Source organism: Vibrio sp. 1069 (assembly GCF_033340555.1).
On the sequence record NZ_JAWOWP010000024.1, the window covers coordinates 1 to 21,574 of the forward strand.

Annotated in this window: 19 protein-coding genes; 15 read left to right on the forward strand and 4 right to left on the reverse strand. The window is 45.8% G+C overall.

Annotated features, from left to right (window positions below):
* Positions 1-696 precede the first annotated feature (696 nt).
* Positions 697-1,824, reverse strand: a complete 1,128-nt coding sequence (gene queG / locus R7040_RS22200; protein WP_005381370.1) for a tRNA epoxyqueuosine(34) reductase QueG — start codon at positions 1,822-1,824, stop codon at positions 697-699.
* Positions 1,825-2,100: 276 nt separating this feature from the next.
* Here queG and tsaE point away from each other — a divergent pair, with 276 nt between their 5' ends.
* From tsaE to hflC, 8 genes are all read left to right on the forward strand, one after another.
* Entirely contained in the window at positions 2,101-2,565 is a 465-nt protein-coding gene (gene tsaE, locus R7040_RS22205; protein WP_005381372.1) for a tRNA (adenosine(37)-N6)-threonylcarbamoyltransferase complex ATPase subunit type 1 TsaE, read from the forward strand.
* Positions 2,559-4,268 (forward strand): N-acetylmuramoyl-L-alanine amidase, encoded by a 1,710-nt coding sequence (locus R7040_RS22210; protein WP_005381374.1) that lies wholly within the window; start codon positions 2,559-2,561, stop codon positions 4,266-4,268. Before tsaE ends, R7040_RS22210 begins: the two co-directional genes overlap by 7 nt.
* 18 nt (positions 4,269-4,286) lie before the next feature.
* Positions 4,287-6,299, forward strand: a complete 2,013-nt coding sequence (gene mutL, locus R7040_RS22215; protein ID WP_054575295.1) for a DNA mismatch repair endonuclease MutL — start codon at positions 4,287-4,289, stop codon at positions 6,297-6,299.
* Positions 6,296-7,228 carry a tRNA (adenosine(37)-N6)-dimethylallyltransferase MiaA gene (miaA, locus tag R7040_RS22220; protein ID WP_005381378.1) on the forward strand — a complete coding sequence of 311 codons (933 nt, stop codon included), beginning with the start codon at positions 6,296-6,298 and terminating at the stop codon, positions 7,226-7,228. Before mutL ends, miaA begins: the two co-directional genes overlap by 4 nt.
* A gap of 194 nt (positions 7,229-7,422) precedes the next feature.
* Positions 7,423-7,686 carry an RNA chaperone Hfq gene (gene hfq / locus R7040_RS22225; protein WP_005381379.1) on the forward strand — a complete coding sequence of 88 codons (264 nt, stop codon included), beginning with the start codon at positions 7,423-7,425 and terminating at the stop codon, positions 7,684-7,686.
* 38 nt (positions 7,687-7,724) lie between these two features.
* On the forward strand, positions 7,725-9,014 hold the full coding sequence (gene hflX, locus R7040_RS22230) for a ribosome rescue GTPase HflX (RefSeq protein WP_005381380.1): 1,290 nt from the start codon (positions 7,725-7,727) through the stop codon (positions 9,012-9,014).
* 45 nt (positions 9,015-9,059) lie between these two features.
* Positions 9,060-10,265, forward strand: coding sequence for an FtsH protease activity modulator HflK (gene hflK / locus R7040_RS22235; protein ID WP_005381381.1), 1,206 nt, complete (start codon positions 9,060-9,062; stop codon positions 10,263-10,265).
* 2 nt (positions 10,266-10,267) lie between these two features.
* A complete protein-coding gene (gene hflC / locus R7040_RS22240; protein WP_005381382.1) occupies positions 10,268-11,248 on the forward strand; it encodes a protease modulator HflC in 981 nt (326 codons plus the stop codon).
* Between the two features lie 64 nt (positions 11,249-11,312).
* Here the strand turns inward: hflC and R7040_RS22245 are convergent, their stop codons facing one another.
* Positions 11,313-11,498: a DUF2065 domain-containing protein gene (locus R7040_RS22245; protein WP_005381383.1), complete on the reverse strand. Its 186-nt coding sequence runs from the start codon at positions 11,496-11,498 to the stop codon at positions 11,313-11,315.
* A gap of 172 nt (positions 11,499-11,670) precedes the next feature.
* On the opposite strand from R7040_RS22245, the gene R7040_RS22250 reads away from it, so the two are divergent.
* Together R7040_RS22250 and motX are read left to right on the forward strand one after the other, a co-directional pair.
* Positions 11,671-12,987, forward strand: a complete 1,317-nt coding sequence (locus tag R7040_RS22250) for an adenylosuccinate synthase (protein ID WP_005381385.1) — start codon at positions 11,671-11,673, stop codon at positions 12,985-12,987.
* A 216-nt stretch (positions 12,988-13,203) separates the two neighbouring features.
* Positions 13,204-13,839: a flagellar protein MotX gene (gene motX, locus R7040_RS22255; protein ID WP_005381388.1), complete on the forward strand. Its 636-nt coding sequence runs from the start codon at positions 13,204-13,206 to the stop codon at positions 13,837-13,839.
* A gap of 80 nt (positions 13,840-13,919) precedes the next feature.
* On the opposite strand, the gene hmpA is transcribed toward motX, so the two are convergent.
* Positions 13,920-15,110, reverse strand: coding sequence for an NO-inducible flavohemoprotein (gene hmpA, locus R7040_RS22260; RefSeq protein ID WP_318081587.1), 1,191 nt, complete (start codon positions 15,108-15,110; stop codon positions 13,920-13,922).
* Positions 15,111-15,267: 157 nt separating this feature from the next.
* Here hmpA and nsrR point away from each other — a divergent pair, with 157 nt between their 5' ends.
* The 5 genes from nsrR (at position 15,268) to trpS (ending at position 21,057) form a co-directional block, all read left to right on the forward strand.
* Positions 15,268-15,693 carry a nitric oxide-sensing transcriptional repressor NsrR gene (gene nsrR / locus R7040_RS22265; RefSeq protein WP_318081586.1) on the forward strand — a complete coding sequence of 142 codons (426 nt, stop codon included), beginning with the start codon at positions 15,268-15,270 and terminating at the stop codon, positions 15,691-15,693.
* A 115-nt stretch (positions 15,694-15,808) separates the two neighbouring features.
* Entirely contained in the window at positions 15,809-18,316 is a 2,508-nt protein-coding gene (gene rnr, locus R7040_RS22270; protein WP_064368822.1) for a ribonuclease R, read from the forward strand.
* A 67-nt stretch (positions 18,317-18,383) separates the two neighbouring features.
* Positions 18,384-19,127 (forward strand): 23S rRNA (guanosine(2251)-2'-O)-methyltransferase RlmB, encoded by a 744-nt coding sequence (gene rlmB / locus R7040_RS22275; protein WP_005381395.1) that lies wholly within the window; start codon positions 18,384-18,386, stop codon positions 19,125-19,127.
* A gap of 110 nt (positions 19,128-19,237) precedes the next feature.
* Positions 19,238-19,924 carry a phosphoglycolate phosphatase gene (locus R7040_RS22280; RefSeq protein ID WP_005382834.1) on the forward strand — a complete coding sequence of 229 codons (687 nt, stop codon included), beginning with the start codon at positions 19,238-19,240 and terminating at the stop codon, positions 19,922-19,924.
* A 116-nt stretch (positions 19,925-20,040) separates the two neighbouring features.
* Positions 20,041-21,057 (forward strand): tryptophan--tRNA ligase, encoded by a 1,017-nt coding sequence (gene trpS / locus R7040_RS22285; RefSeq protein WP_005381398.1) that lies wholly within the window; start codon positions 20,041-20,043, stop codon positions 21,055-21,057.
* A 56-nt stretch (positions 21,058-21,113) separates the two neighbouring features.
* Here trpS and R7040_RS22290 read toward each other — a convergent pair whose 3' ends face one another.
* Positions 21,114-21,488: a hypothetical protein gene (locus tag R7040_RS22290; protein ID WP_064354374.1), complete on the reverse strand. Its 375-nt coding sequence runs from the start codon at positions 21,486-21,488 to the stop codon at positions 21,114-21,116.
* Between the last annotated feature and the right edge of the window lie 86 nt (positions 21,489-21,574).

Consider the following 21,574-nt stretch of genomic DNA (forward strand, 5'->3'; position numbering starts at 1 on the left):
GCGGGGTGGAGCAGCTTGGTAGCTCGTCGGGCTCATAACCCGAAGGTCGTCGGTTCAAATCCGGCCCCCGCAACCAAATACAAGACGATAGATTGAGTACTTATTTAGTATACAATTGTTAAGTCGTCTACGGATGCGCCGCTTGATTCAACTCCTGCTTCTCGCAACCAATCACATCGCTCTTTTCATAATGCTGCGAAGCATGAATCCCCAAAAGCTAAACTTTTATCCGCATCATATGATGTCGGACGATTTCGTTTGTGTTTAAAACACGATATGAATCGGCTGACGTACAAGTATGATGAGGCTTCGCGTGTTTTATCTACTTTAATTAACAGAGTTATCCACATACGTCGTTCTGTGGATAAGTTGGTTGATAAAGTGTTTTTAGCTTGACTTTTTATGATGGGGAAGAAAGATCTTTTCTCTAAAGTGAAGTGGAAACAACAAAGAAATATCAATTAAATCTTTGTTATATAAAGAAAAAATAAGTTTTTTGTCGGATCGAGTACGTTAAAATACGATCATTAACTGATATTTTTTTGATCCTAGTCATTTCTCCGAGCTGTGTTTAACTTTTTTCTGCTAGCTTGTTTTTCTTGAATCTCAAATTTTTTTCCACATTACAAAATTGAGAACAAGGTCATGAATTGAACATGCAAAAGTACTTTCAATCTCTTGCATATAGACTACGCTCTATGCGTCTCTCGGCAGTCCCTTCTCGACTATCCTTATTAAGCGTTGCTTTTTCGTCTCTATAGATGAATTACTCTCAGTGGGGAGTTGATTCAGTTGCTCTGTCAAAGCCCATTTAATGTGCTCATCAAGTAATTTATTTTCACCTTGCCGACTTTCCAGCGCATCTATGATTCGCTGACTATATTCTGCATTACCAAGTGCGACAGCGATGTTACGTAGCCACTGTATATGACCAATACGACGGATAGCGGAGCCTTCCATATTTTTTAGAAAAGTCGCTTCATCCCAGTTAAACATGTCGACGAGGTCAGGGTTTTTGAAACTGTCACGACGGTGGAAATCATCTTGCTCCGTTATGTCGGCGTAGCGGTTCCATGGGCAAACCAATTGACAGTCGTCACAACCATAAATGCGGTTACCCATTGGCTTTCGAAACTCTTCAGGAATCACGCCATCGAACTCGATGGTGAGATAAGAGATACAACGCCTGGCATCGACAACTTTGTCTTCAACGATGGCTTGTGTTGGGCATGATGTAATGCATGCTTTGCATTTACCGCACTGATCAACGCTTGGCTCATCTACGGGTAGTGGTAAGTCGATAAGTAGTTCACCTAAAAAGAACCACGATCCACAGTCTTGATCTAAAATCAGGGAATGTTTCCCTGTCCAACCTAAGCCCGCTTTTTGGGCGAGAGGTCGCTCTAATATTGGTGCGGAATCAACGAAAGGTCGGTAACCATATTGACCAACCTCTTGTTCAATAAGTTTGCCGAGCTTATTTAGCTGCTTTCTGACGAGCTTGTGATAATCGCGCCCTAGTGCGTAGCGGCTAATATAGGCATGACTTTTATTCGCGAGGTTCGAAGCGAATTGAGCCTCTGGTGGCAGATAGTCCATCCGGACGCTGATAACGCGAACGGTTCCCGGGAGTAGCTCATGGGGTCTAGCACGCATCATACCGTGACGAGCCATCCAATCCATTGAGCCGTGATAGCCTGCATCAAGCCATTTTTGTAGTGCTGCTTCATGTTCACTCAGATCAACGTCGCAGATCCCAACTTTTTGGAAGCCGAGTTCTTTTCCCCAAACTTTGATTTGTTGTGCGAGTTGTTCGTAGTTCATGTTAACCACCGGAATAAAGGGGGGCGGATCTTAACGGATCTCTGGCTTTGGTGCTACCCAGTTAGGTACGTTTTTGATGTTGTGAATACTGCTTATTGAAGTCATTTGCATATATTCTAAATCTAGGTCGATACTAAGATGATTAAGATACCGTTTATTGGATACTTTTTTCGCACATATGACATTTGAAAGCTTGTCTCTCAAAACCAACACGGTTTACTATTCCTGTTCTTTTGATTTTTATATAGTCAACGATCATTAGTTAGAGAAGCATCAATGAGCACGAAACAATTCAATTTAAAAGATGAGCATGAAACGGTTGCACTAGGCACCGCTTTGGCTCAGCTTTGTTCCCAGCAAACCACAATTTATCTGCATGGTGATTTGGGTGCAGGTAAAACAACCTTTAGTCGTGGTTTTGTCCGTGCTCTTGGTCATCAAGGTAACGTGAAAAGTCCAACTTATACTCTAGTCGAACCGTACCAGTTGGATCAGTGGCAAGTATATCACTTCGACCTTTATCGTCTTGCGGATCCTGAAGAGCTTGAGTTTATGGGGATTCGAGACTATTTCACAGACGATGCGATTTGCTTGGTTGAATGGCCTGAAAAAGGGCATGGCTTACTGCCACAACCGGATCTTGATGTAAACATTCGCTACCAAGGTGAGCAACGTGTAGCCGAACTAACAGCTAATAATGATTATGGTGTGCAGTTACTCAGTCGATTGGAGCTATGTTGAGTTTTTCAAATTTTAGAGTAGTGGCGACGTTTGTCGCCACTTTTCTCCTTCTCATCCCCAATTTAGCATTTGCTAACGTCGTTAAGAGTTTTCGAGTTTGGCCTTCACCTGATGAAACACGTGTTGTCATCGATTTAGGCTCGGAAGCTGACTATTCCTATTTCTCTTTATCAGGGCCGGATCGCCTTGTCGTGGATTTAAAAAGCACGACGATGCAGGCCAAACTGCCTGTTACTGTTACGGATAGCCCTGTTTTAAAACTGGTACGAAAAAGCTCGCCTCCAGAGAAGGGCACTTATCGTTTGGTGTTTGAACTAAAAAAGAGCGTTCAAGCGGAATTATTTAAATTAAGCCCAACACCAGGTGGGCAGTATGGTCACCGCTTGGTGATTGATTTACCGCACGGTAAGAAGGCATCGACCTCTAAACCGAGTAAGCCAGCGGCGGCCAGCAAAGACATGAGTTCAGTTCAACGAGCTCAAGAAGTGTTAATTGTTATCGACCCTGGTCACGGTGGGGAAGACCCTGGCTCTATTGGCCCTTCACGTCGTAAGTACGAGAAAGATGCGGTATTGAGTATCTCAAGAAAAATTGCTGCTCAGCTCGATGCGACTCCTGGTATTAAAACGCGCATGACTCGTACGGGAGATTATTTTGTAAACTTAAACCGTCGTGTCGCGATTGCTCGTGAAAATGATGCGCACTTGCTGATTTCCATTCACGCAGATGCGTTTACTTCACCGAAGCCTCGCGGTGGATCGGTCTTCGTACTAAATACTCGTCGTGCAAATACCGAAATTGCTCGTTGGGTCGAGAACCATGAGAAACAGTCTGAGTTATTGGGCGGCTCGGGTAATGCGTTCTTCACGAAGACAAAAGATCGTAACGTGAACCAAACTTTGTTGGACTTGCAGTTTAGTCATTCACAAAAAGAAGGCTATAAGCTGGCAACAGAAATCCTAGGTGAGATGGGACGTGTTGCGCACCTGCATAACACCAAACCGATCAACACCAGCCTTGCGGTTTTACGCTCTCCACAGATTCCGTCTGTGCTAGTGGAAACGGGCTTTATTTCTAACCCAACAGAAGAGCGATTACTGTTTCAACGAGCGCACCAAGATAAGTTAGCTCAGGCTATCACTAAGGCGGTCGTCAAGTACTTAAAAGATAACCCACCAGAGGGTACGGTGTTCTCGCCTTCAGCGAAGCCAATGGTACATATTGTAAAGCGTGGCGAGTCATTATCGGTGATCGCGAACAAATATGGGCTTAGCTCTAAAGCGCTGATGTCGGCAAACAACTTGAAGTCGACAGGCTTGGCAATTGGTCAGAAGCTCAACATTCCTTCTGCTGGTACGATTAAAGTGCCAAGTAAACCGATTACTGTTGAGACAGAAACCATTACGCACAAGGTTAAGTCTGGTGAGTTCTTAGGTAAGATTGCGAATCACTATAAAGTGAAGGTTTCAGATATCCGCCGAGAGAATAACTTGAAGTCAGATACCTTGTGGGTAGGGCAAAAGTTGAAGATAACGGTCGCGGTAAAAGATAAACCGATTCGTAAGCACAAGGTTTCTCGGGGTGAGTTCCTTGGCAAAATAGCGTCCAAATACGGCGTTAGCGTATCGAGCATTCGTAAAGCGAATAACTTACGCTCTGATCAGCTAGCGGTTGGGCAAGTCCTGATCATTCCAAACAAGTAGGTGAGCTTCTAACTCATTATGACGATTAAAATTTTGCCAGCCAGACTTGCAAACCAAATCGCCGCAGGGGAAGTGGTCGAAAGACCTGCTTCTGTGATTAAAGAGCTGGTTGAAAATAGTCTTGATTCTGGCGCAACTCGAATCGATATCGATATCGAGAAAGGAGGCGCAAAGCTGATTCGTGTTCGTGATAACGGAAAAGGTATCGCGAAAGATGAACTTGGCTTAGCGCTCAGTCGTCATGCGACATCTAAGATACATACCTTAGATGATCTCGAAGCCATTATGAGTCTAGGTTTTCGCGGTGAAGCGTTAGCCAGTATTAGCTCAGTCTCGCGTTTGACGCTCACGTCGCGTCCTGCGGCACAAGAAGAAGCCTGGAGTGCCTACTCCGAAGGGCGTGATATGCAGGTGAAGCTTAAGCCAGCAGCGCACCCGATTGGCACGACTGTTGAGGTGTTGGACTTATTTTTTAATACTCCAGCGCGTCGCAAGTTTCTTCGTACGGAGAAAACCGAATTTGCTCATATTGATGAGTTATTGAAACGCATTGCGTTAAGCCGCTTTGATGTCACCATCAATGTGCGTCATAACGGCAAGATCATCCGTCAATATCGCGCGGCGAAAAATCAGCTTCAAACCGAAAAGCGTATTGCTGCTGTCTGCGGTAATGCGTTTGTGCGGCATATGCTCAGAATCGAGCTTGAGCATCAAGGGTTAAAGTTACATGGGTGGATTACCACACCAGAGGGAGCAAGGCAGCAAAGCGATTTACAATATTGCTATGTGAATGGCCGAATGATGCGTGACAAATTAATCAATCACGCGATTCGTCAAAGCTATGAAATGAGCTTAAAGCCAGATCAGTTTGCTGCGTATGTGCTCTTTATTGAGCTAGATCCGCACCAAGTAGATGTGAATGTTCACCCTGCTAAGCATGAAGTGCGTTTCCACCAAGCTCGTTTGGTGCATGATTTCATCTATCAAGCTTTGACGGATGCACTTTCACAAAGCGCCGTGATTGATAAACCACAGGTGAATGAATCGGCATTTCATCGCGTGGAACCGACTGAGTCCGAAGAGATTGAGCATTCGCCAGAGCCTGAAAAAGTACAAGAGCCAGCATCTTCACCAGTACCAGAGCGGGTTTATCAAGCGATAGATAGTACACCGGCTTATCCTGGACGCAGTGATTATGAAGTGAAGCCTCGTAATAGCGGTCCTAGTGAAACCTCCGTGCGAGAGGCGCGCGTAGTGGAGTCATTCAAACGTAATGATTGGGTGGAATCCAAACCCGCACCAAAGCCAAGTCACAGTAAAGAGCGCCACGTAGAACCAGCGCCAACTAAACAAGAAGTACGCGCTTATCACGAGCTGTTGAAAACGCCAGAGTTTGAGGCTCAGGCAGTCACTCCAATAGCGCCCCAAACGATAACTTCGCACACATCAATGCCATCGATTACTGCATTAGGCAAAGCGCTGATGGTGGTCGATGAACAATTTGTTTTGATGAGCAGTGACAGTGGGGCGGCGTTAGTCTCGTTACCTAGAGCAGAATTTTATCGTGTAAAAGGCCAGCTTTCTCCAAGCGATGGTGCACTCAAGGCACAACCTCTGCTTGTTCCTCTATCTATTAAGTTAGAGGCCGAATTAGTGAGACTGGCCCAAGATTATCAACAAGATTTGGCATTGCTTGGTATTCAATTGAAAGCGAGAAACGAGCACGCCTTAATGGTGATGGGCGTCCCAGCTCCGCTGCGTCAACAAAACTTACAAAATTTAGTACCAGATCTGTTATCTTACGCGCAATCTTGTGTGAACGAAGGTATAGCAGCGGCTCAGATGCTGTCTGAGTTGATAGATTGGCTCGCATTACAGGTCACGACAGTGAAGAGTCACTATACTTTTTCTGAAGCCATTCAAATTATTGCGGAACTTGAACAGCTAAGACATGGTCAATTGCCATTAGAAGATACAAAATTCGTATCCGCTGTTGATTTCTCTGCCACGATAGCCAAATTAAAACCATGACAGATAAACTACCTTTGGCGCTATTTTTAATGGGGCCAACTGCATCAGGAAAAACTGAGCTGGCGATTCGTCTTCGTCAAAAATTTCCGATTGAGATCATCAGTGTTGATTCTGCTTTGATCTACAAAGGGATGGATATCGGTACGGCGAAACCGGATGAAAAAGAGTTAAGTTTGGCGCCTCATCGCTTGATAGATATTTTGGATCCAAGTGAATCTTACTCTGTTGCCGACTTTCGTCGAGATGCATTGAAAGCGATGGATGATATTGTTGCAGAAGGAAAAATTCCACTTCTTGTGGGTGGAACAATGCTGTATTACAAGGCGTTACTTGAAGGTTTATCACCACTTCCTGCTGCAAATCCTGAAATTCGTCAGCAAATTGAACAAGAGGCATTGACTAAAGGTTGGTCAGTGTTGCACGATGAACTCAAAGAGGTTGATCCTGTGTCAGCCGCGAGAATCCATCCCAATGATCCCCAACGTTTATCTCGGGCATTGGAAGTATTTCGCATTTCAGGTAAAACTTTGACTGAATTGACTCAAACGAAAGGTGAAAGCCTACCATACCGAGTCAAGCAGTTTGCAATAGCTCCCAAGGATAGGGCAGAACTTCACCGTCGGATTGAACTCCGTTTCGAGAAGATGATGGAAGCGGGCTTTGAAGAAGAAATGAAAGCGTTACATTCGCGAAAAGATCTTCACCCCGATCTTCCTTCCATACGATGCGTCGGTTACCGACAGATGTGGGAGTATTTAGATGGGGAGTGTACACGTGACGAAGCGGTATTTCGTGGCGTATGCGCGACTCGTCAATTGGCCAAGCGTCAAATCACCTGGTTACGCAGCTGGGATGATTTAACTTGGTTGGATAGCGAGAACATTGAACAGGCATTAGAAACGATGTCGGAAGCAATAGCATCTGATTGACATAGCTGTGTATAATGTGATCGTTTTTGCGTGAACGCACTCTCAAAGGATCTGTTGTTGGCGGTTTTTATACTATGCTGCTAATTACTTAGAGTGCATTTTTGATTCGTTTAGCTCAGATGCAAAAGCCGTATCTTTTGCATTGCACCACTAGCTAAATAATTACAACTACAAATTAAATAAGGAAAATAAAAATGGCTAAGGGGCAATCTCTACAAGACCCATTTCTAAACGCGCTACGTCGTGAGCGTATCCCGGTATCTATCTACCTTGTGAATGGTATTAAACTACAAGGTCAGATCGAATCATTCGATCAATTTGTGATCCTGCTGAAGAATACTGTTAACCAAATGGTGTACAAGCACGCGATCTCAACAGTTGTGCCGGCTCGTCCAGTGAGCCATCACAGCGGTGAACGTCCACAAGGTGAGCGTCCACAAGAGAAATCAGAAGATTAATTCTTCATCGAGTATTTTTAAAATAAGGAGTTGATTGCTTGTTTGACCGTTATGAATCCGGTGAGCGAGCCGTACTTGTTCATATCAACTTCACGCAAGAAGGTGAATGGGAAGATCTGGCTGAGTTCGAAATGCTGGTTTCTTCTGCTGGGGTAGAGGCGCTACAAGTGGTAACTGGTAGTCGTCAATCCCCACACCCGAAATACTATGTCGGAGAGGGTAAGGCCCAAGAGATTGCTACAGCGGTACAATCAACGGGTGCCGAAATTGTGATTTTTAATCACGCCCTCTCTCCTGCCCAAGAACGTAACCTCGAAGCACTGTGCCAATGTCGAGTTCTCGACCGCACTGGTCTTATTCTCGATATCTTTGCTCAACGAGCTCGAACACACGAAGGTAAGCTACAGGTAGAGCTGGCTCAACTTCGTCATATCTCTACTCGTTTGATTCGTGGTTGGACGCACCTTGAAAGGCAGAAAGGTGGTATCGGTTTACGTGGCCCGGGTGAAACCCAGCTGGAAACCGACCGTCGCTTATTGCGTGACAGAATCAAAGCCATCCTGCGACGCTTAGACAAAGTAGCGAAGCAGCGTGAACAAGGGCGCCGCGCCCGAAATCGAGCTGAAATCCCAACGGTTTCACTTGTGGGTTACACCAACGCGGGTAAGTCGACACTCTTCAACCGTATTACAGAAGCTGGCGTGTACGCGGCTGATCAATTATTTGCTACTTTGGACCCGACTTTACGTAAGATAGAGTTAGCAGATGTTGGTCCTGCCATCTTGGCAGACACGGTTGGTTTTATTCGACATTTGCCACACGACTTGGTTGCGGCCTTCAAGGCAACCTTGCAGGAAACGCAAGAAGCTGACATTTTGTTACATGTTGTTGATGCCAGTGATGAGCGTTTTCGTGAGAATATTCAAGCTGTTCATGAAGTACTAGAAGAGATCGACGCGCATGAAGTGCCGACTCTGGTTGTCATGAACAAAATCGACAATCTAGATTCGCAGAAACCACGTATAGAACGAGACGAGGAAGGCGTACCTCGCGCAGTTTGGGTTTCAGCAATGGATGGGTTGGGCATTGATGTCCTGTTTGAGGCTCTGACGGAACGTCTGGCGTCACAAATGGTCGAGCATCAGTTGCGAATTCCTCCACAGTATCAAGGACGATTCCGTAGTACCTTCTTCCAAATGAAGTGTATTCAACGTGAGGAATATGACCAGGATGGTAACTTGTTGATCGATATTCGAATGCAGCAAGTAGATTGGTCTAGACTTGAAAAAAGAGAAGGGGCAGTTTTGACAGGCTTTATAGTCACTTAAAGGACTGCTACAGTATAACGTCATATCAAATGATGGAGCTTTCTAATGGCGTGGAATGAGCCTGGAAATAACAACGGCAACAATGGCCGCGATAATGACCCTTGGGGTAATAATAATCGTGGTGGCCAGCGTCCTGGTGGCCGAGATCAAGGTCCGCCAGATTTAGATGAAGTGTTCAACAAACTGAGTCAAAAGCTGGGCGGCAAGTTTGGTAAAAAAGGCGGCGGTGGTTCTCCAATCGGCGGCGGTGGTGGTAGTGCAATTGGCTTTGGCGTGATTGCTCTGATTGCTGTTGCAGTTTGGTTCTTCGCTGGTTTTTACACCATCGGTGAAGCAGAGCGTGGTGTTGTACTGCGTTTAGGTAAATACGATCGTATCGTAGACCCAGGTCTTAACTGGCGTCCTCGCTTTATTGATGAGTACGAAGCGGTAAACGTACAAGCGATTCGTTCACTACGTGCATCTGGTCTAATGCTGACCAAAGATGAAAACGTTGTAACAGTTGCGATGGATGTTCAGTACCGAGTGACTGACCCATACAAATACTTGTACCGTGTAACCAATGCAGACGACAGCTTGCGTCAAGCAACGGATTCTGCACTACGTGCAGTAATTGGTGACTCATTGATGGATAGCATTCTAACCAGTGGTCGTCAGCAAATTCGTCAAACTACGCAAGAAACACTGAACCAAATCATTGATAGCTATGATATGGGTCTGGTACTTGTTGATGTGAACTTCCAGTCTGCTCGTCCACCAGAGCAAGTGAAAGATGCGTTTGATGATGCAATCGCAGCACGTGAGGATGAAGAGCGTTTCATTCGTGAAGCTGAAGCATACAAGAACGAAATCTTGCCTAAGGCAACGGGTCGTGCAGAGCGTTTGAAGAAAGAAGCACAAGGTTACAATGAGCGTGTCACTAACGAGGCTCTTGGTCAGGTAGCACAGTTCGAAAAACTACTACCAGAATACCAAGCAGCGCCTGGTGTAACGCGTGATCGTCTGTACATTGACGCAATGGAAGAGGTGTACTCAAGCACTTCGAAAGTGTTGATTGACTCGGAATCAAGCGGCAATCTTCTTTACCTTCCAATTGATAAGTTGGCGGGACAAGAGGGCAAAGCAGATACCAAACGTAAATCGAAGTCATCTTCAACCTATGATCAAATTCAACTTGAGTCTGATCGTACACAAGAAGACACTTCGAACTCGCAGTCTCGTTCAACAGGTTCACGTCAAGGGAGATACTAAGAATGCGTAAGTTAATGATCCCTGTACTGGTAATCGCACTGGCATTAATGTTGATGTCTTTGTTTGTGATTCCTGAAGGTGAGCGCGGTATCGTGGTTCGATTTGGTCGTGTCTTGAAAGACAACAACGACATCACTCGAATTTACGAGCCTGGTCTGCATTTCAAGATGCCTTTGTTTGACCGTGTGAAACAACTTGATGCACGTATCCAAACAATGGATGGCCGTGCAGACCGTTTCGTAACGTCTGAGAAAAAAGACGTTATCATTGATACCTACGTGAAGTGGCGTATTGAAGATTTTGGTCGCTACTACCTCGCGACTGGCGGTGGTAACTCGCTAACGGCAGAGGCACTACTTGAGCGTAAAGTGACGGACGTGCTTCGTTCTGAAATCGGTGCTCGTGAAATCAAACAGATCGTATCTGGTCCACGTAACGATGATGTGCTACCAGAAGACGCAAGTGCCGATGTTGTCGCAACTGAAGCGGCTCGTGAGGCGCTTGAGATTGATGGTGAACGCGACCTAATCATGTCTGAAGTATTGAAAGACACGCGTGAAAGCGCAATGAAAGACTTGGGTGTTCGTGTCGTTGATTTCCGAATGAAGAAAATCAACCTGCCTGATGAAATCAGTGAGTCTATCTACCGTCGTATGCGTGCGGAGCGTGAGTCCGTTGCTCGTAAGCACCGTTCTCAAGGTCGTGAAAAAGCGGAAGTTATTCGTGCTCAAGCAGAACTAGAAGTAGCAACTATTCTAGCTGAAGCTGATAAAACTGCGCGTGTGACACGAGGTGAGGCGGATGCTGAAGCTGCGAAGATTTATGCTGAAGCATACAACAAAGACCCTGAGTTCTTTAGCTTCCTACGTTCGCTACGTGCGTATGAGAAGTCCTTCAGCTCTAAGAGCGATATTCTGGTGCTTGATCCGAAGAGTGAGTTCTTCCAATACATGAACCAGTCGAAGGGCAGCATGGAGAAATAATCTCCGCGTCTCATTGAAATAAAAGGCTCCTTAGGGAGCCTTTTTTTGTATCTGATGCTAAGTGCTAGCTCATCATGATGGCGATGACGGCTCCAGCAACTACTAGGCAGCCACCGATGCGTCGTAGCTGATTGTTGGGTTGTTCACTTAATTGAGCCACCATATTCCGCCAACCGTTAGGAGCAATCAGTGGCCCAATGCCTTCCACGATCAAGACGAGCCCAATCGCCAACCATATGGATTCAGACATAGCGCTTTCCAGTCGAATAGAGAAAGCTAAATACTATCAGTGATATGCTGATTTCAAAATGAACAAAGCGGCAAGATGACATTCTGGTAGCAACTCTGTGAACAAAAAATGACTGCAAGAAGCGTGATTCGGTGCTAGAATCCATTTTTAACTAGCAATCAGACTTGGAAAGATGGGAAATAACGTAGTCGTTCTAGGCACCCAATGGGGTGACGAAGGTAAAGGTAAAATCGTAGACCTTTTAACTGAAGATGCAAAATACGTGGTACGCTACCAAGGCGGTCACAACGCAGGCCACACTCTCGTAATTGACGGTGAAAAAACCGTTCTTCACTTAATTCCATCAGGTATCCTTCGCGATAACGTAAAATGTGTTATCGGTAACGGTGTTGTACTATCACCTGAAGCTCTACTTAAAGAAATGAAGCCTCTTGAAGAGCGCGGTATTCCAGTACGCGAGCGTCTTTTCATTTCTGAAGCATGTCCGCTAATTCTTCCTTACCACGTTGCAATGGACCAAGCTCGCGAAATCGCTCGCGGTAAAAAAGCTATCGGTACTACTGGTCGTGGTATCGGTCCAGCATACGAAGATAAAGTTGCTCGTCGCGGTCTACGCGTTGGCGACCTATTCGATATGGCGACTTTCGCAGAGAAGCTAAAAGAAGTCATGGAGTTCCATAACTTCCAACTAGTTAACTTCTACAAAGCGGAGCCAGTAAGCTACGAAGAAGTACTTGAGCAAGCTAAAGGCTACGCTGAACTACTAACGTCAATGGTTATCGACGTAACTGACGAACTAGACGCAGCACGTAAGCGCGGCGACAAGATCATGTTCGAAGGTGCACAAGGTACACTACTTGATATCGACCACGGTACTTACCCGTACGTAACGTCTTCTAACACGACTGCTGGTGGTGTTGCTGCAGGTTCTGGTTTTGGTCCTCGTCACATCGGTTACATCTTGGGTATCGCAAAAGCGTACTGTACTCGCGTTGGTGCTGGTCCATTCCCGACTGAACTATACGACGGTTTAGATAAGCAAGATCCAATTGGTAAGCACTTAGGTGAAGTTGGCCACGAGTTCGGTGCGACAACTGGTCGTCTACGTCGTACAGGTTGGTTCGATGCTGTTGCTATGCGTCGTGCAATCCAAATCAACTCTGTATCTGGTTTCTGTCTAACTAAACTAGACGTACTAGATGGTCTAGAAGAGCTAAAAATCTGTACTGGTTACAAGATGGAAGATGGCTCTGTGCTAGAAGTTTCTCCGATGGCTGCTGAAGCATTCGAAAAAGCAACGCCAATCTACGAAACAATGCCTGGTTGGTCTGAGAACACATTTGGTGCTAAGTCACTAGATGCTCTACCACAAGCCGCTCTTGACTACATCAAGCGTATTGAAGAGCTAACTGGCGTTCCAGTAGACATCATCTCTACAGGTCCTGACCGTAACGAAACTATCATCAAAGTTCACCCATTCGAAGCTTAATTGATAGCCGTTAAAGATTGCAAAAGCCGACCTTATGGTCGGCTTTTTTGTATCTGAACAAAAACAGCGTGACTCTCATATGGCAAGCTTTTGCCGCTGAGCCTAAATCAGAGGCAAAAATTGTCTAAAGCTTAGCTGTTTTTTGCCGATAAGGTTATCAAGCAGAGGAGATCCTTCACCGATCTTTGGTTTCTTAGATACCTTAAGGGTACGTTTATGAAGTTACGAACAGTGGCTGCTTCACTGTTGTTGACCTTGGTTGCTACCACAGTGAAAGCCAATGTTGCTGATGTGGGGGCACCAGTTCCGATCTATACCGAAGCAGAGCTGATAAAGCTTATTGAGCAAAATAAGCACTTACAACGTGTGCGCGCTGATAACTGCCAGCTGGTGGAGGATATCGTAGCTCGTGCGACTCGAATTAACTTACCCGCTTATGAATTTCTGTACGGAGATATGTTGGCTTGGGGGGTGTGTGTCGAGCAAGATGTCGAACTGGGTCTTTACTACATCGAAAATGCAGCGCATCAGGGGTTACCAGCTGCACTAGAGCAGATTGGCCGATACTATTCGCGTGGCACTTTAGTACAGCAAGATAAAGAACGTGCAATTCCATATTTGCGAGAAGCTGCGTCAATGGGAAACCTAAACGCGCGTATTCATCTGGCCGAGTTGCTTTTACGTGATTATGGCAGTCCACTCGATTACGAAGATGCGTATCGTTGGTTATATAACTCTGTCACAGCAGATAAGCGGCAGCATAAGCGCATAACTGTATTGAGAAACGGCCTTGAACAGCGCATGCCACAAAACGTTATTGCTCGAGCTAAACGGCGAGACACCTTTTGGTAACGCTTCAATATTGCAAACAACTTCATACAACAAAGCCCACGTCACGTGGGCTTTGTTGTTTTCCCGATAGTTGGTAGCGCTTAAACCACTTTGTGTGGACCGAAGCATTCGTAATGGAATTGCTCTTCTGGTACGCCAAGTTCTAATAGCTGTTTCGCTACGTGCTGCATAAATCCTACAGGACCACAGAAGTACACCTGCACGTTATCTTGCTTTAATGCAGCTTCAATTTCATACAGATTGACAAAGCCCGTGAAGTGGAAGTCTTCACCTAGCTTGTCTTCTGCCGTTGGTTGGTTATACCAAACGAGCGCGTTCATATTTTCTTTTTCTGCAACGAGTTGGTTTACGTGTTGCTTGAAAGCATGCTGTTGGCCATTTTCGGTTGCATGAACCCAAGTTACAGGTGCTTGATGTGCTGAGAGACTTTCTAGCATTGACAGCGTTGGAGTAAGTCCCACACCAGCAGAAATTAGAACAACGGGTGTTTGTGTTTGTGGTTCGGCATCCATAAAGAAATCACCGGCAGGGGCTGCAAGCTGCACTTTTTCGCCAATGTTCAGGCTATCGTGCAGGTAGTTCGACACTTTTCCGCCTTCTTCACGTTTTACTGAGATACGGTAGGTGTTCTCTTGGACCGCAGAAGACAGGCTATATTGGCGAATTTCTTGGTTTTCTAACTGGTCACTGTTGATGTAGATGCCAAGGTATTGTCCCGGTTTATACGGCGCCACTTTTTGACCATCGGTTGGCTTTAGCACAAAGCTGCAAATGTGTTCGCTCTCAATCTTTTTATCGACTAATTCAAATTCGCGTAGACCGCGCCAGCCGCCTTCCAAAGCTTCATTTTGTTGGTAAATTTGTTCTTCGCGCTGAATAAATACATTCGCAAGTACGCCGTAAGCCTCAGCCCAAGCATCCAACACCTCTTGACCTGGATTAAAAAGCTCATCGATTGTCGCAAGTAAATGCTTACCAACGATTTGGTACTGATCTTCTGTGATCAAAAAGCTCGTGTGCTTATGCGCAATTTTCTCTACTGCGCCAAGCAGAGCTGGCAAATTTTCAATATTGGCAGCATAGGCACAGATAGCGTTGAATAATGCTTCACGCTGATCGCCGTTACGCTGGTTACTCATGTTAAAAATATCTTTCAACTCAGGGTTATGAGTAAACATACGCTCGTAAAAGTGCGCGGTCAGTTTTGGTCCTGTTTCGGCGATGAGTGGTGCGGTCGCTTTGACGATCTCGATAGTTTGATTGCTGAGCATAAGGGCTTCCTACTTTAAGTTGTATTTATAATGCATGTTTAAAGTTGTATCTCAAATGTATCTTTCGATCAAGAAAAGATTTACACTTTTATCGATAGCTCAAGTTTGGGGTTTTAGCATCACCAGCGGGTTATTGAGTCGCACTTTGGGAGAGAGTATGCAGTTAACTAGTTTCACTGATTATGCGTTGAGAACCTTAATTTTCTTGGCTTCGTTGCCGGAAGATGAGTTAACCAGCATTACCGAAGTGACGGATTTATTTGGTGTGTCGCGCAACCATATGGTTAAAGTTATCAATCGGTTAGGACAGTTGGGTTATGTCCATACCGTGCGCGGAAAAAACGGTGGTATCCGGCTGATGAAGCCAGCGTCTGAAATCACAGTCGGTGGTGTTGTGCGCGATTTAGAGCCGTTAGATTTAGTCAACTGTGGTGTGGATTTTTGCCATATTACCCCTGCTTGCCGCCTCAAAGATAAATTGGCGAAAGCAAAAAGTGCCTTTCTGGCGGAGTTGGATAACTGCACGATTGAATCCTTGCTCAGTGACAGTTCTGAACTTTTGATCTTGCTGGCTCGTCCTTAACTCATTTGCATGCCTAGAGTCGATCTCGATCATTCTTTTTTCAAAGCAATTCTGTAGCTTATCGAGAGACTCAGATATACTAGCCATATACCTTCCTTGCTAGATAGGCGTGCCTATGTCAGACAATATTCCAAACGATCCTTTTGCAGATCGTGAATCCAAAAATTACGAAAATCCAATTCCAAGCCGAGAGTTTATCATCGAGTTTCTAGAGCAAGCGGGCGTTCCAATGAATCGTAACGACTTGTTTGAGGCACTAAAGCTTGAGGGCGAAGAGCAATACGAAGGGTTGCGTCGTCGGCTACGTGCGATGGAGCGAGATGGCCAACTGGTGTTTACCCGCCGTCAGTGCTATGCATTGCCTGAAAAACTTGAAATGGTGAAAGGTTACGTGATTGGTCATCGTGATGGCCATGGTTGGGTACGTCCAGAAGGCAGCGTCGGCAAGGATGATGATATTCTGTTACCGCACCATCAGATGAAGAACATCATCCACGGTGATTTTGTCTTAGTGCAACCGACAGACAACAGCAAGCGCGGCCGCCGTGAAGGACGTTTGGTGCGTGTGCTAGAGGAGCGTAATGATCAAATCGTCGGTCGTTTCTTCCTTGAATATGGATACTCCTATGTTGTCCCAGATGACTCGCGTATCAGCCAAGATATCCTGATCCCAAATGAGCACAAAGCGGGTGCACGCATGGGTAACGTAGTCGTAATTGAAATTACTGATCGTGGCTCACGCTCACGCGGCATGATGGGTAAAGTGGTTGAAGTCCTTGGTGAAAATATGGCACCAGGTATGGAAACACAAATTGCGATTCGTACACACCAAATCCCTCACGAATGGCCAGAAGCCGTCGATAAACAAATCGAAAACTTAGGCGAAGAAGTACCAGAAGAAGCGAAAGTTGGTCGTGTGGATCTACGTGATTTGCCACTAGTGACCATTGACGGCGAAGACGCACGAGACTTTGATGATGCCGTTTACTGTGAAAAGAACAAAGAAGGTGGTTGGCGTTTATGGGTAGCGATTGCTGACGTCAGTTACTACGTTCGTCCTGACTCTGCGTTGGACAAAGAAGCGATCAATCGTGGTAACTCAGTATATTTCCCGTCGCAAGTTGTGCCGATGTTGCCAGAAGTACTGTCGAACGGTCTATGTTCGCTTAACCCGCAAGTAGATCGCTTGTGTATGGTGTGCGAAATGACCATTTCCGATACAGGTAAGCTGTCTGGTTACAAGCATTACGAGGCGGTGATGAACTCGCACGCTCGTCTCACATATAGCAAAGTGAGCGCGATTCTAGAAGGGGATGAAGAACTACGTGAGCGCTACCAGCCGCTTGTTTCTCATCTAGAAGAGTTGCACAAGATGTACAAAGTGCTGAAAGAAGCACGAGATCAACGCGGTGCAATCGAATTTGAAACCGTTGAAACCAAATTTATTTTCAATGCGGAACGTAAAATCGAAAGCATTGAGCCAGTAATTCGTAATGACGCGCATAAGATCATCGAAGAATGTATGATTTTAGCCAACATTGCTTCGGCATCGCTGGTAGAAAAAGCGAAAGAGCCCGCGCTTTATCGTATCCACGAATCTCCAGGTGAATTACGCCTGCAAGGTTTCCGTGACTTCTTAAGTGAACTTGGTCTTGAGCTAAAAGGTGGTTTAGAGCCTTCACCAACGGACTATGCTGATCTCGCACGTCAAATCTCCGGGCGTCAAGATCAAGAGTTGATTCAGACCATGCTGCTACGCTCAATGAAGCAAGCGGTATACAACGCAGATAACGCGGGGCACTTTGGGTTGGCATTGAAACGCTATGCGCACTTTACGTCGCCAATTCGTCGTTACCCTGACTTGTTACTTCACCGTGCAATCAAGTATCTGATTGCTAAAGAAGAAGGTCGTAATCAAGATCGCTGGACACCAACAGGTGGCTATCATTACTCGTTTGACGACATGGATTTTTACGGCGAACAATGTTCGATGACAGAGCGCCGTGCTGATGATGCAACACGTGATGTTGCGGATTGGCTGAAGTGTGAATATATGCAAGACCACGTCGGTGACGAACTAGACGGTGTTATCGCTAATGTCACTAGCTTTGGCTTCTTTGTACGTTTAACGGATTTGCACATCGATGGTTTGGTACATATTTCTACCCTTGCGAACGACTACTATCAATTTGACCCGATTGGTCAACGACTTATTGGTGAAAGTTTCGGTAACATCTACCGCTTAGGTGATGCAGTAAAAGTAAAAGTACTGGCTGTTAACCTCGATGACAAGCAAATTGACTTTGAATTGGTCGAAACAAGTCGTAAGCTACGCGGCGAAGGTAAGACTGCGAAGAAACGCGCAGCGGAAGCAAAACGCAAAGCGAAAGATAAAAAACGCGCTGCGACTCGCTCTTCATCGAAAGAAGGTGGCGCGGCTCGTGCAATTCCTGCGATAGAGCCAACTAAACGCCCAGAAGAAACGGGCGCAACGAGTAAGCGAAATGGCCCAAAACGTGGTGACGCCGAAGGCAACGAGAAGCCTAAAGTGAAAAAAGCACGTAAAAAGAAGCCGCACAGTAAGCCGAAGAAAACCAAGCGCACTAAAAAAGAAGCGCAGTAGGTTGAAGCGCCAACTTAGTTCAAACTCGGTTGGCGCAGGCAATACGACCAGAACAACAGGTTAAACAATGAGTAACGAATTTATCTACGGCATTCACGCAGTGAAGGCGGTATTGGAGCGCGAACCAGAGCGTTTTATCGAGGCGTACGTTTTAAAAGGTCGTCAAGATGATCGCCTAATGCCAATCCTAAATGATCTTCAGGTTTGTGGTGTTTCTATTCAGCAGATGACACGTAAAACCTTGGATGACAAAGCACGCGGTGCAAATCACCAAGGCATCATCGCTCGTGTGAAACCAGCGAAGCAGCTGAATGAGAACGATATTGATGACATCCTGGCGCAGCACGAATCACCACTGCTCTTAGTGTTAGACGGCGTGACCGATCCACACAATCTTGGTGCGTGTTTACGTAACGCAGATGCGGCAGGTGCTGCGGCGATCATCGTACCGAAAGATCGTTCTGCGCCAATGAATGCGACGGTAAGTAAAGTCGCTTGTGGTGCAGCTGAAGTCGTACCATTGATCCGAGTGACTAACTTGGCTCGTACTATGCGTACATTGCAAGAGAAAGGCATCTGGTTTGTTGGTACTGCGGGTGAAGCAACGCACGACATCTACCAAGCCAAACTGACTGGACCCCTTGCTATCGTAATGGGAGCAGAAGGTGACGGTATGCGTCGTCTTACTCGTGAAACCTGCGACGATTTGATTAAGATCCCAATGGCTGGTAGCGTTTCAAGCTTGAACGTATCTGTGGCATCCGGCATCTGTTTGTTTGAGGCAGTTCGTCAGCGTATTGCTGCAAAGTGACGACGAAACAAACAGTTACTGTCGAATCAGACATAATGATAAAAACAAAGGATGGGGTGCCATCCTTTGTCGTTTTCACCGATTTATAAATAAAAATCCTCAGGGAAGTTATGACTCAACAAGACATTAAATTCATCGCCTTCGATCTAGATGGCACTTTGCTTGATAGCGTGCCAGATCTAGCTGTCGCGGCAGACCAAGCAGTACAGGCGCTTGGCTTTCCATCGGTTTCAGAAGAACAAGTTCGTGATTACGTGGGTAACGGCGCAGACGTGCTTATTGGTCGCTCATTAAGCCAAAGCCTGACCATCAACCCGGAGCTGAGTGAAGAGCTTCGTGCTAAAGCGCGTGTATTGTTTGATGATTACTACGAGCAAAGCGGTCACAAGCTAAGTCATCTTTACCCAACGGTAAAAGAGACACTAGCAGAGCTGCACAAAGCGGGCTTTGTTATGGCGTTGGTGACTAACAAACCTTCAAAGTTTGTGCCTGACGTTTTGGAAAAGCACGACATCGCAAAATACTTCGTTGATGTCCTTGGCGGTGATGCATTCCCAGAGAAAAAACCAAACCCAGTAGCATTGAACTGGCTAATGGAAAAGCACCAAATCCAACCAAGTGAAATGCTGATGGTTGGCGACTCGAAAAACGACATTCTCGCAGCAAAGAATGCAGGCTGTGCCTCATTTGGTCTGACATATGGTTACAACCACGGTGAACCTATTTCAGCATCAAATCCAGATTTCGTCGCTGACAGTTTGGCAGAATTATTGGACGTTGTAGCGGTTTCTGCATAACGGCTACAAAAGAGCTTCCAAAATACTCGTTAATGAGTACACTGAGTAAACCGTGCACCTATTACTGCACGGTTTTTTTCATTTAATTAGATTAAGAAGTCAAAGGAATCATTCTAATGAGCAAACCCATTGTATTGAGTGGTGTTCAACCTTCAGGTGAACTAAGTATCGGTAACTACTTGGGTGCTCTACGTCAATGGCAGCAGATGCAAGACGATTATGATTGCCAATATTGTGTGGTAGACCTTCACGCGATTACGGTTCGTCAGGACCCTAAAGCGCTGCATGAAGCAACTCTAGACGCACTGGCAATTTGTCTGGCAGTTGGTGTTGACCCGAAGAAGAGCACGCTATTTGTTCAGTCACATGTACCAGAGCATGCTCAATTAGGTTGGCTTCTTAACTGCTACACTCAAATGGGTGAGCTGAGCCGTATGACTCAGTTTAAAGACAAATCGGCACGTTACGCGAATGACGTAAACGTCGGTCTATTTGACTACCCGGTGTTGATGGCGGCTGACATTTTGCTTTACGGTGCACACCAAGTACCTGTAGGCAGTGACCAGAAGCAACATCTAGAATTAGCGCGCGATATCGCAACGCGTTTCAACAATATTTACTCGCCAGAGCAGCCAATCTTCCAAGTTCCAGAGCCTTACATTCCGACAGTAAATGCGCGTGTAATGAGCCTTCAAGACGCAACGAAGAAGATGTCTAAATCTGATGACAACCGTAAGAACGTTATCACGCTGCTGGAAGAGCCTAAGTCGATCCTTAAGAAGATCAACAAAGCGCAAACCGATACCGAAACGCCACCAAGTATCCGTCATGATATCGAGAACAAGGCGGGCATTGCTAACCTAATGGGTCTGTACTCTGCGGCGACAGGCATGAGCTTCGAAGAGATTGAAGCGAAGTACCAAGGCGTAGAAATGTATGGCCCATTTAAGAAAGATGTTGGTGAGGCAGTTGTAGCAATGCTTGAGCCAATTCAAGCAGAATATCACCGTATTCGCGCTGATCGTGCTTACATGGACGAGGTAATGCAGCAAGGCGCTGAGAAAGCCTCGGCACGAGCGGCTGAAACGCTTAAGAAAGCATACGAAGCAGTAGGTTTTGTAGCTCGCCCATAGTTGCTAAGAACGAATACGAAAAGCTCCACTTTGGTGGAGCTTTTTTTATGCCTGTATTACTGAAATGGTGTGTCTTTCATACAGCGTTCCATGTCGTAATATTCAACACGTCCTCGAGCTCCTAGAAAGGCAGACTTCACAACCATGCCTCTATCAATGAAGTAACTAAGCTGTACGCATGATATATCGTAGCTGAGTTCTTTAATTCTCGCTGGAATCCAGTAGGTTCCTGGCGTTCTTAGACGCTGAGTAAAGGTAATAACACCCTCGTCACTGACTTCTAGCTCTTCAATACCATCCAGTTCATTTTTGGCTGATTCGATGATGTCTTGATTCGCCGTAGGTTGAAGTGGCTCACTGGCGGTCAACTGACACCCCGCTATCAAGCCAAGTAGGGAGAGAGCTAGCACACTGCGTTGAATTGTTTTCATTTGTCGTTCCTGGGTTTACAGCTAATGAGATCTTATTGTCTCGCGCAGGTGTTATATCTTTTGTGTATGTTTTTGGCTAGTGAGTA

Bases quoted from the DNA above. Each gene is read 5' to 3' on its own strand.
- R7040_RS22210 (WP_005381374.1), top strand. From the start codon at position 2,559: ATGTTGAGTTTTTCAAATTTTAGAGTAGTGGCGACGTTTGTCGCCACT.
- miaA (WP_005381378.1), top strand. From the start codon at position 6,296: ATGACAGATAAACTACCTTTGGCGCTATTTTTAATGGGGCCAACTGCA.
- R7040_RS22250 (WP_005381385.1), top strand. From the start codon at position 11,671: ATGGGAAATAACGTAGTCGTTCTAGGCACCCAATGGGGTGACGAAGGT.
- nsrR (WP_318081586.1), top strand. From the start codon at position 15,268: ATGCAGTTAACTAGTTTCACTGATTATGCGTTGAGAACCTTAATTTTC.
- hflC (WP_005381382.1), top strand. From the start codon at position 10,268: ATGCGTAAGTTAATGATCCCTGTACTGGTAATCGCACTGGCATTAATG.
- R7040_RS22290 (WP_064354374.1), bottom strand. From the start codon at position 21,488: ATGAAAACAATTCAACGCAGTGTGCTAGCTCTCTCCCTACTTGGCTTG.
- hfq (WP_005381379.1), top strand. From the start codon at position 7,423: ATGGCTAAGGGGCAATCTCTACAAGACCCATTTCTAAACGCGCTACGT.
- motX (WP_005381388.1), top strand. From the start codon at position 13,204: ATGAAGTTACGAACAGTGGCTGCTTCACTGTTGTTGACCTTGGTTGCT.
- trpS (WP_005381398.1), top strand. From the start codon at position 20,041: ATGAGCAAACCCATTGTATTGAGTGGTGTTCAACCTTCAGGTGAACTA.
- tsaE (WP_005381372.1), top strand. From the start codon at position 2,101: ATGAGCACGAAACAATTCAATTTAAAAGATGAGCATGAAACGGTTGCA.
- hmpA (WP_318081587.1), bottom strand. From the start codon at position 15,110: ATGCTCAGCAATCAAACTATCGAGATCGTCAAAGCGACCGCACCACTC.
- rnr (WP_064368822.1), top strand. From the start codon at position 15,809: ATGTCAGACAATATTCCAAACGATCCTTTTGCAGATCGTGAATCCAAA.
- R7040_RS22280 (WP_005382834.1), top strand. From the start codon at position 19,238: ATGACTCAACAAGACATTAAATTCATCGCCTTCGATCTAGATGGCACT.
- queG (WP_005381370.1), bottom strand. From the start codon at position 1,824: ATGAACTACGAACAACTCGCACAACAAATCAAAGTTTGGGGAAAAGAA.
- mutL (WP_054575295.1), top strand. From the start codon at position 4,287: ATGACGATTAAAATTTTGCCAGCCAGACTTGCAAACCAAATCGCCGCA.
- hflK (WP_005381381.1), top strand. From the start codon at position 9,060: ATGGCGTGGAATGAGCCTGGAAATAACAACGGCAACAATGGCCGCGAT.
- R7040_RS22245 (WP_005381383.1), bottom strand. From the start codon at position 11,498: ATGTCTGAATCCATATGGTTGGCGATTGGGCTCGTCTTGATCGTGGAA.
- rlmB (WP_005381395.1), top strand. From the start codon at position 18,384: ATGAGTAACGAATTTATCTACGGCATTCACGCAGTGAAGGCGGTATTG.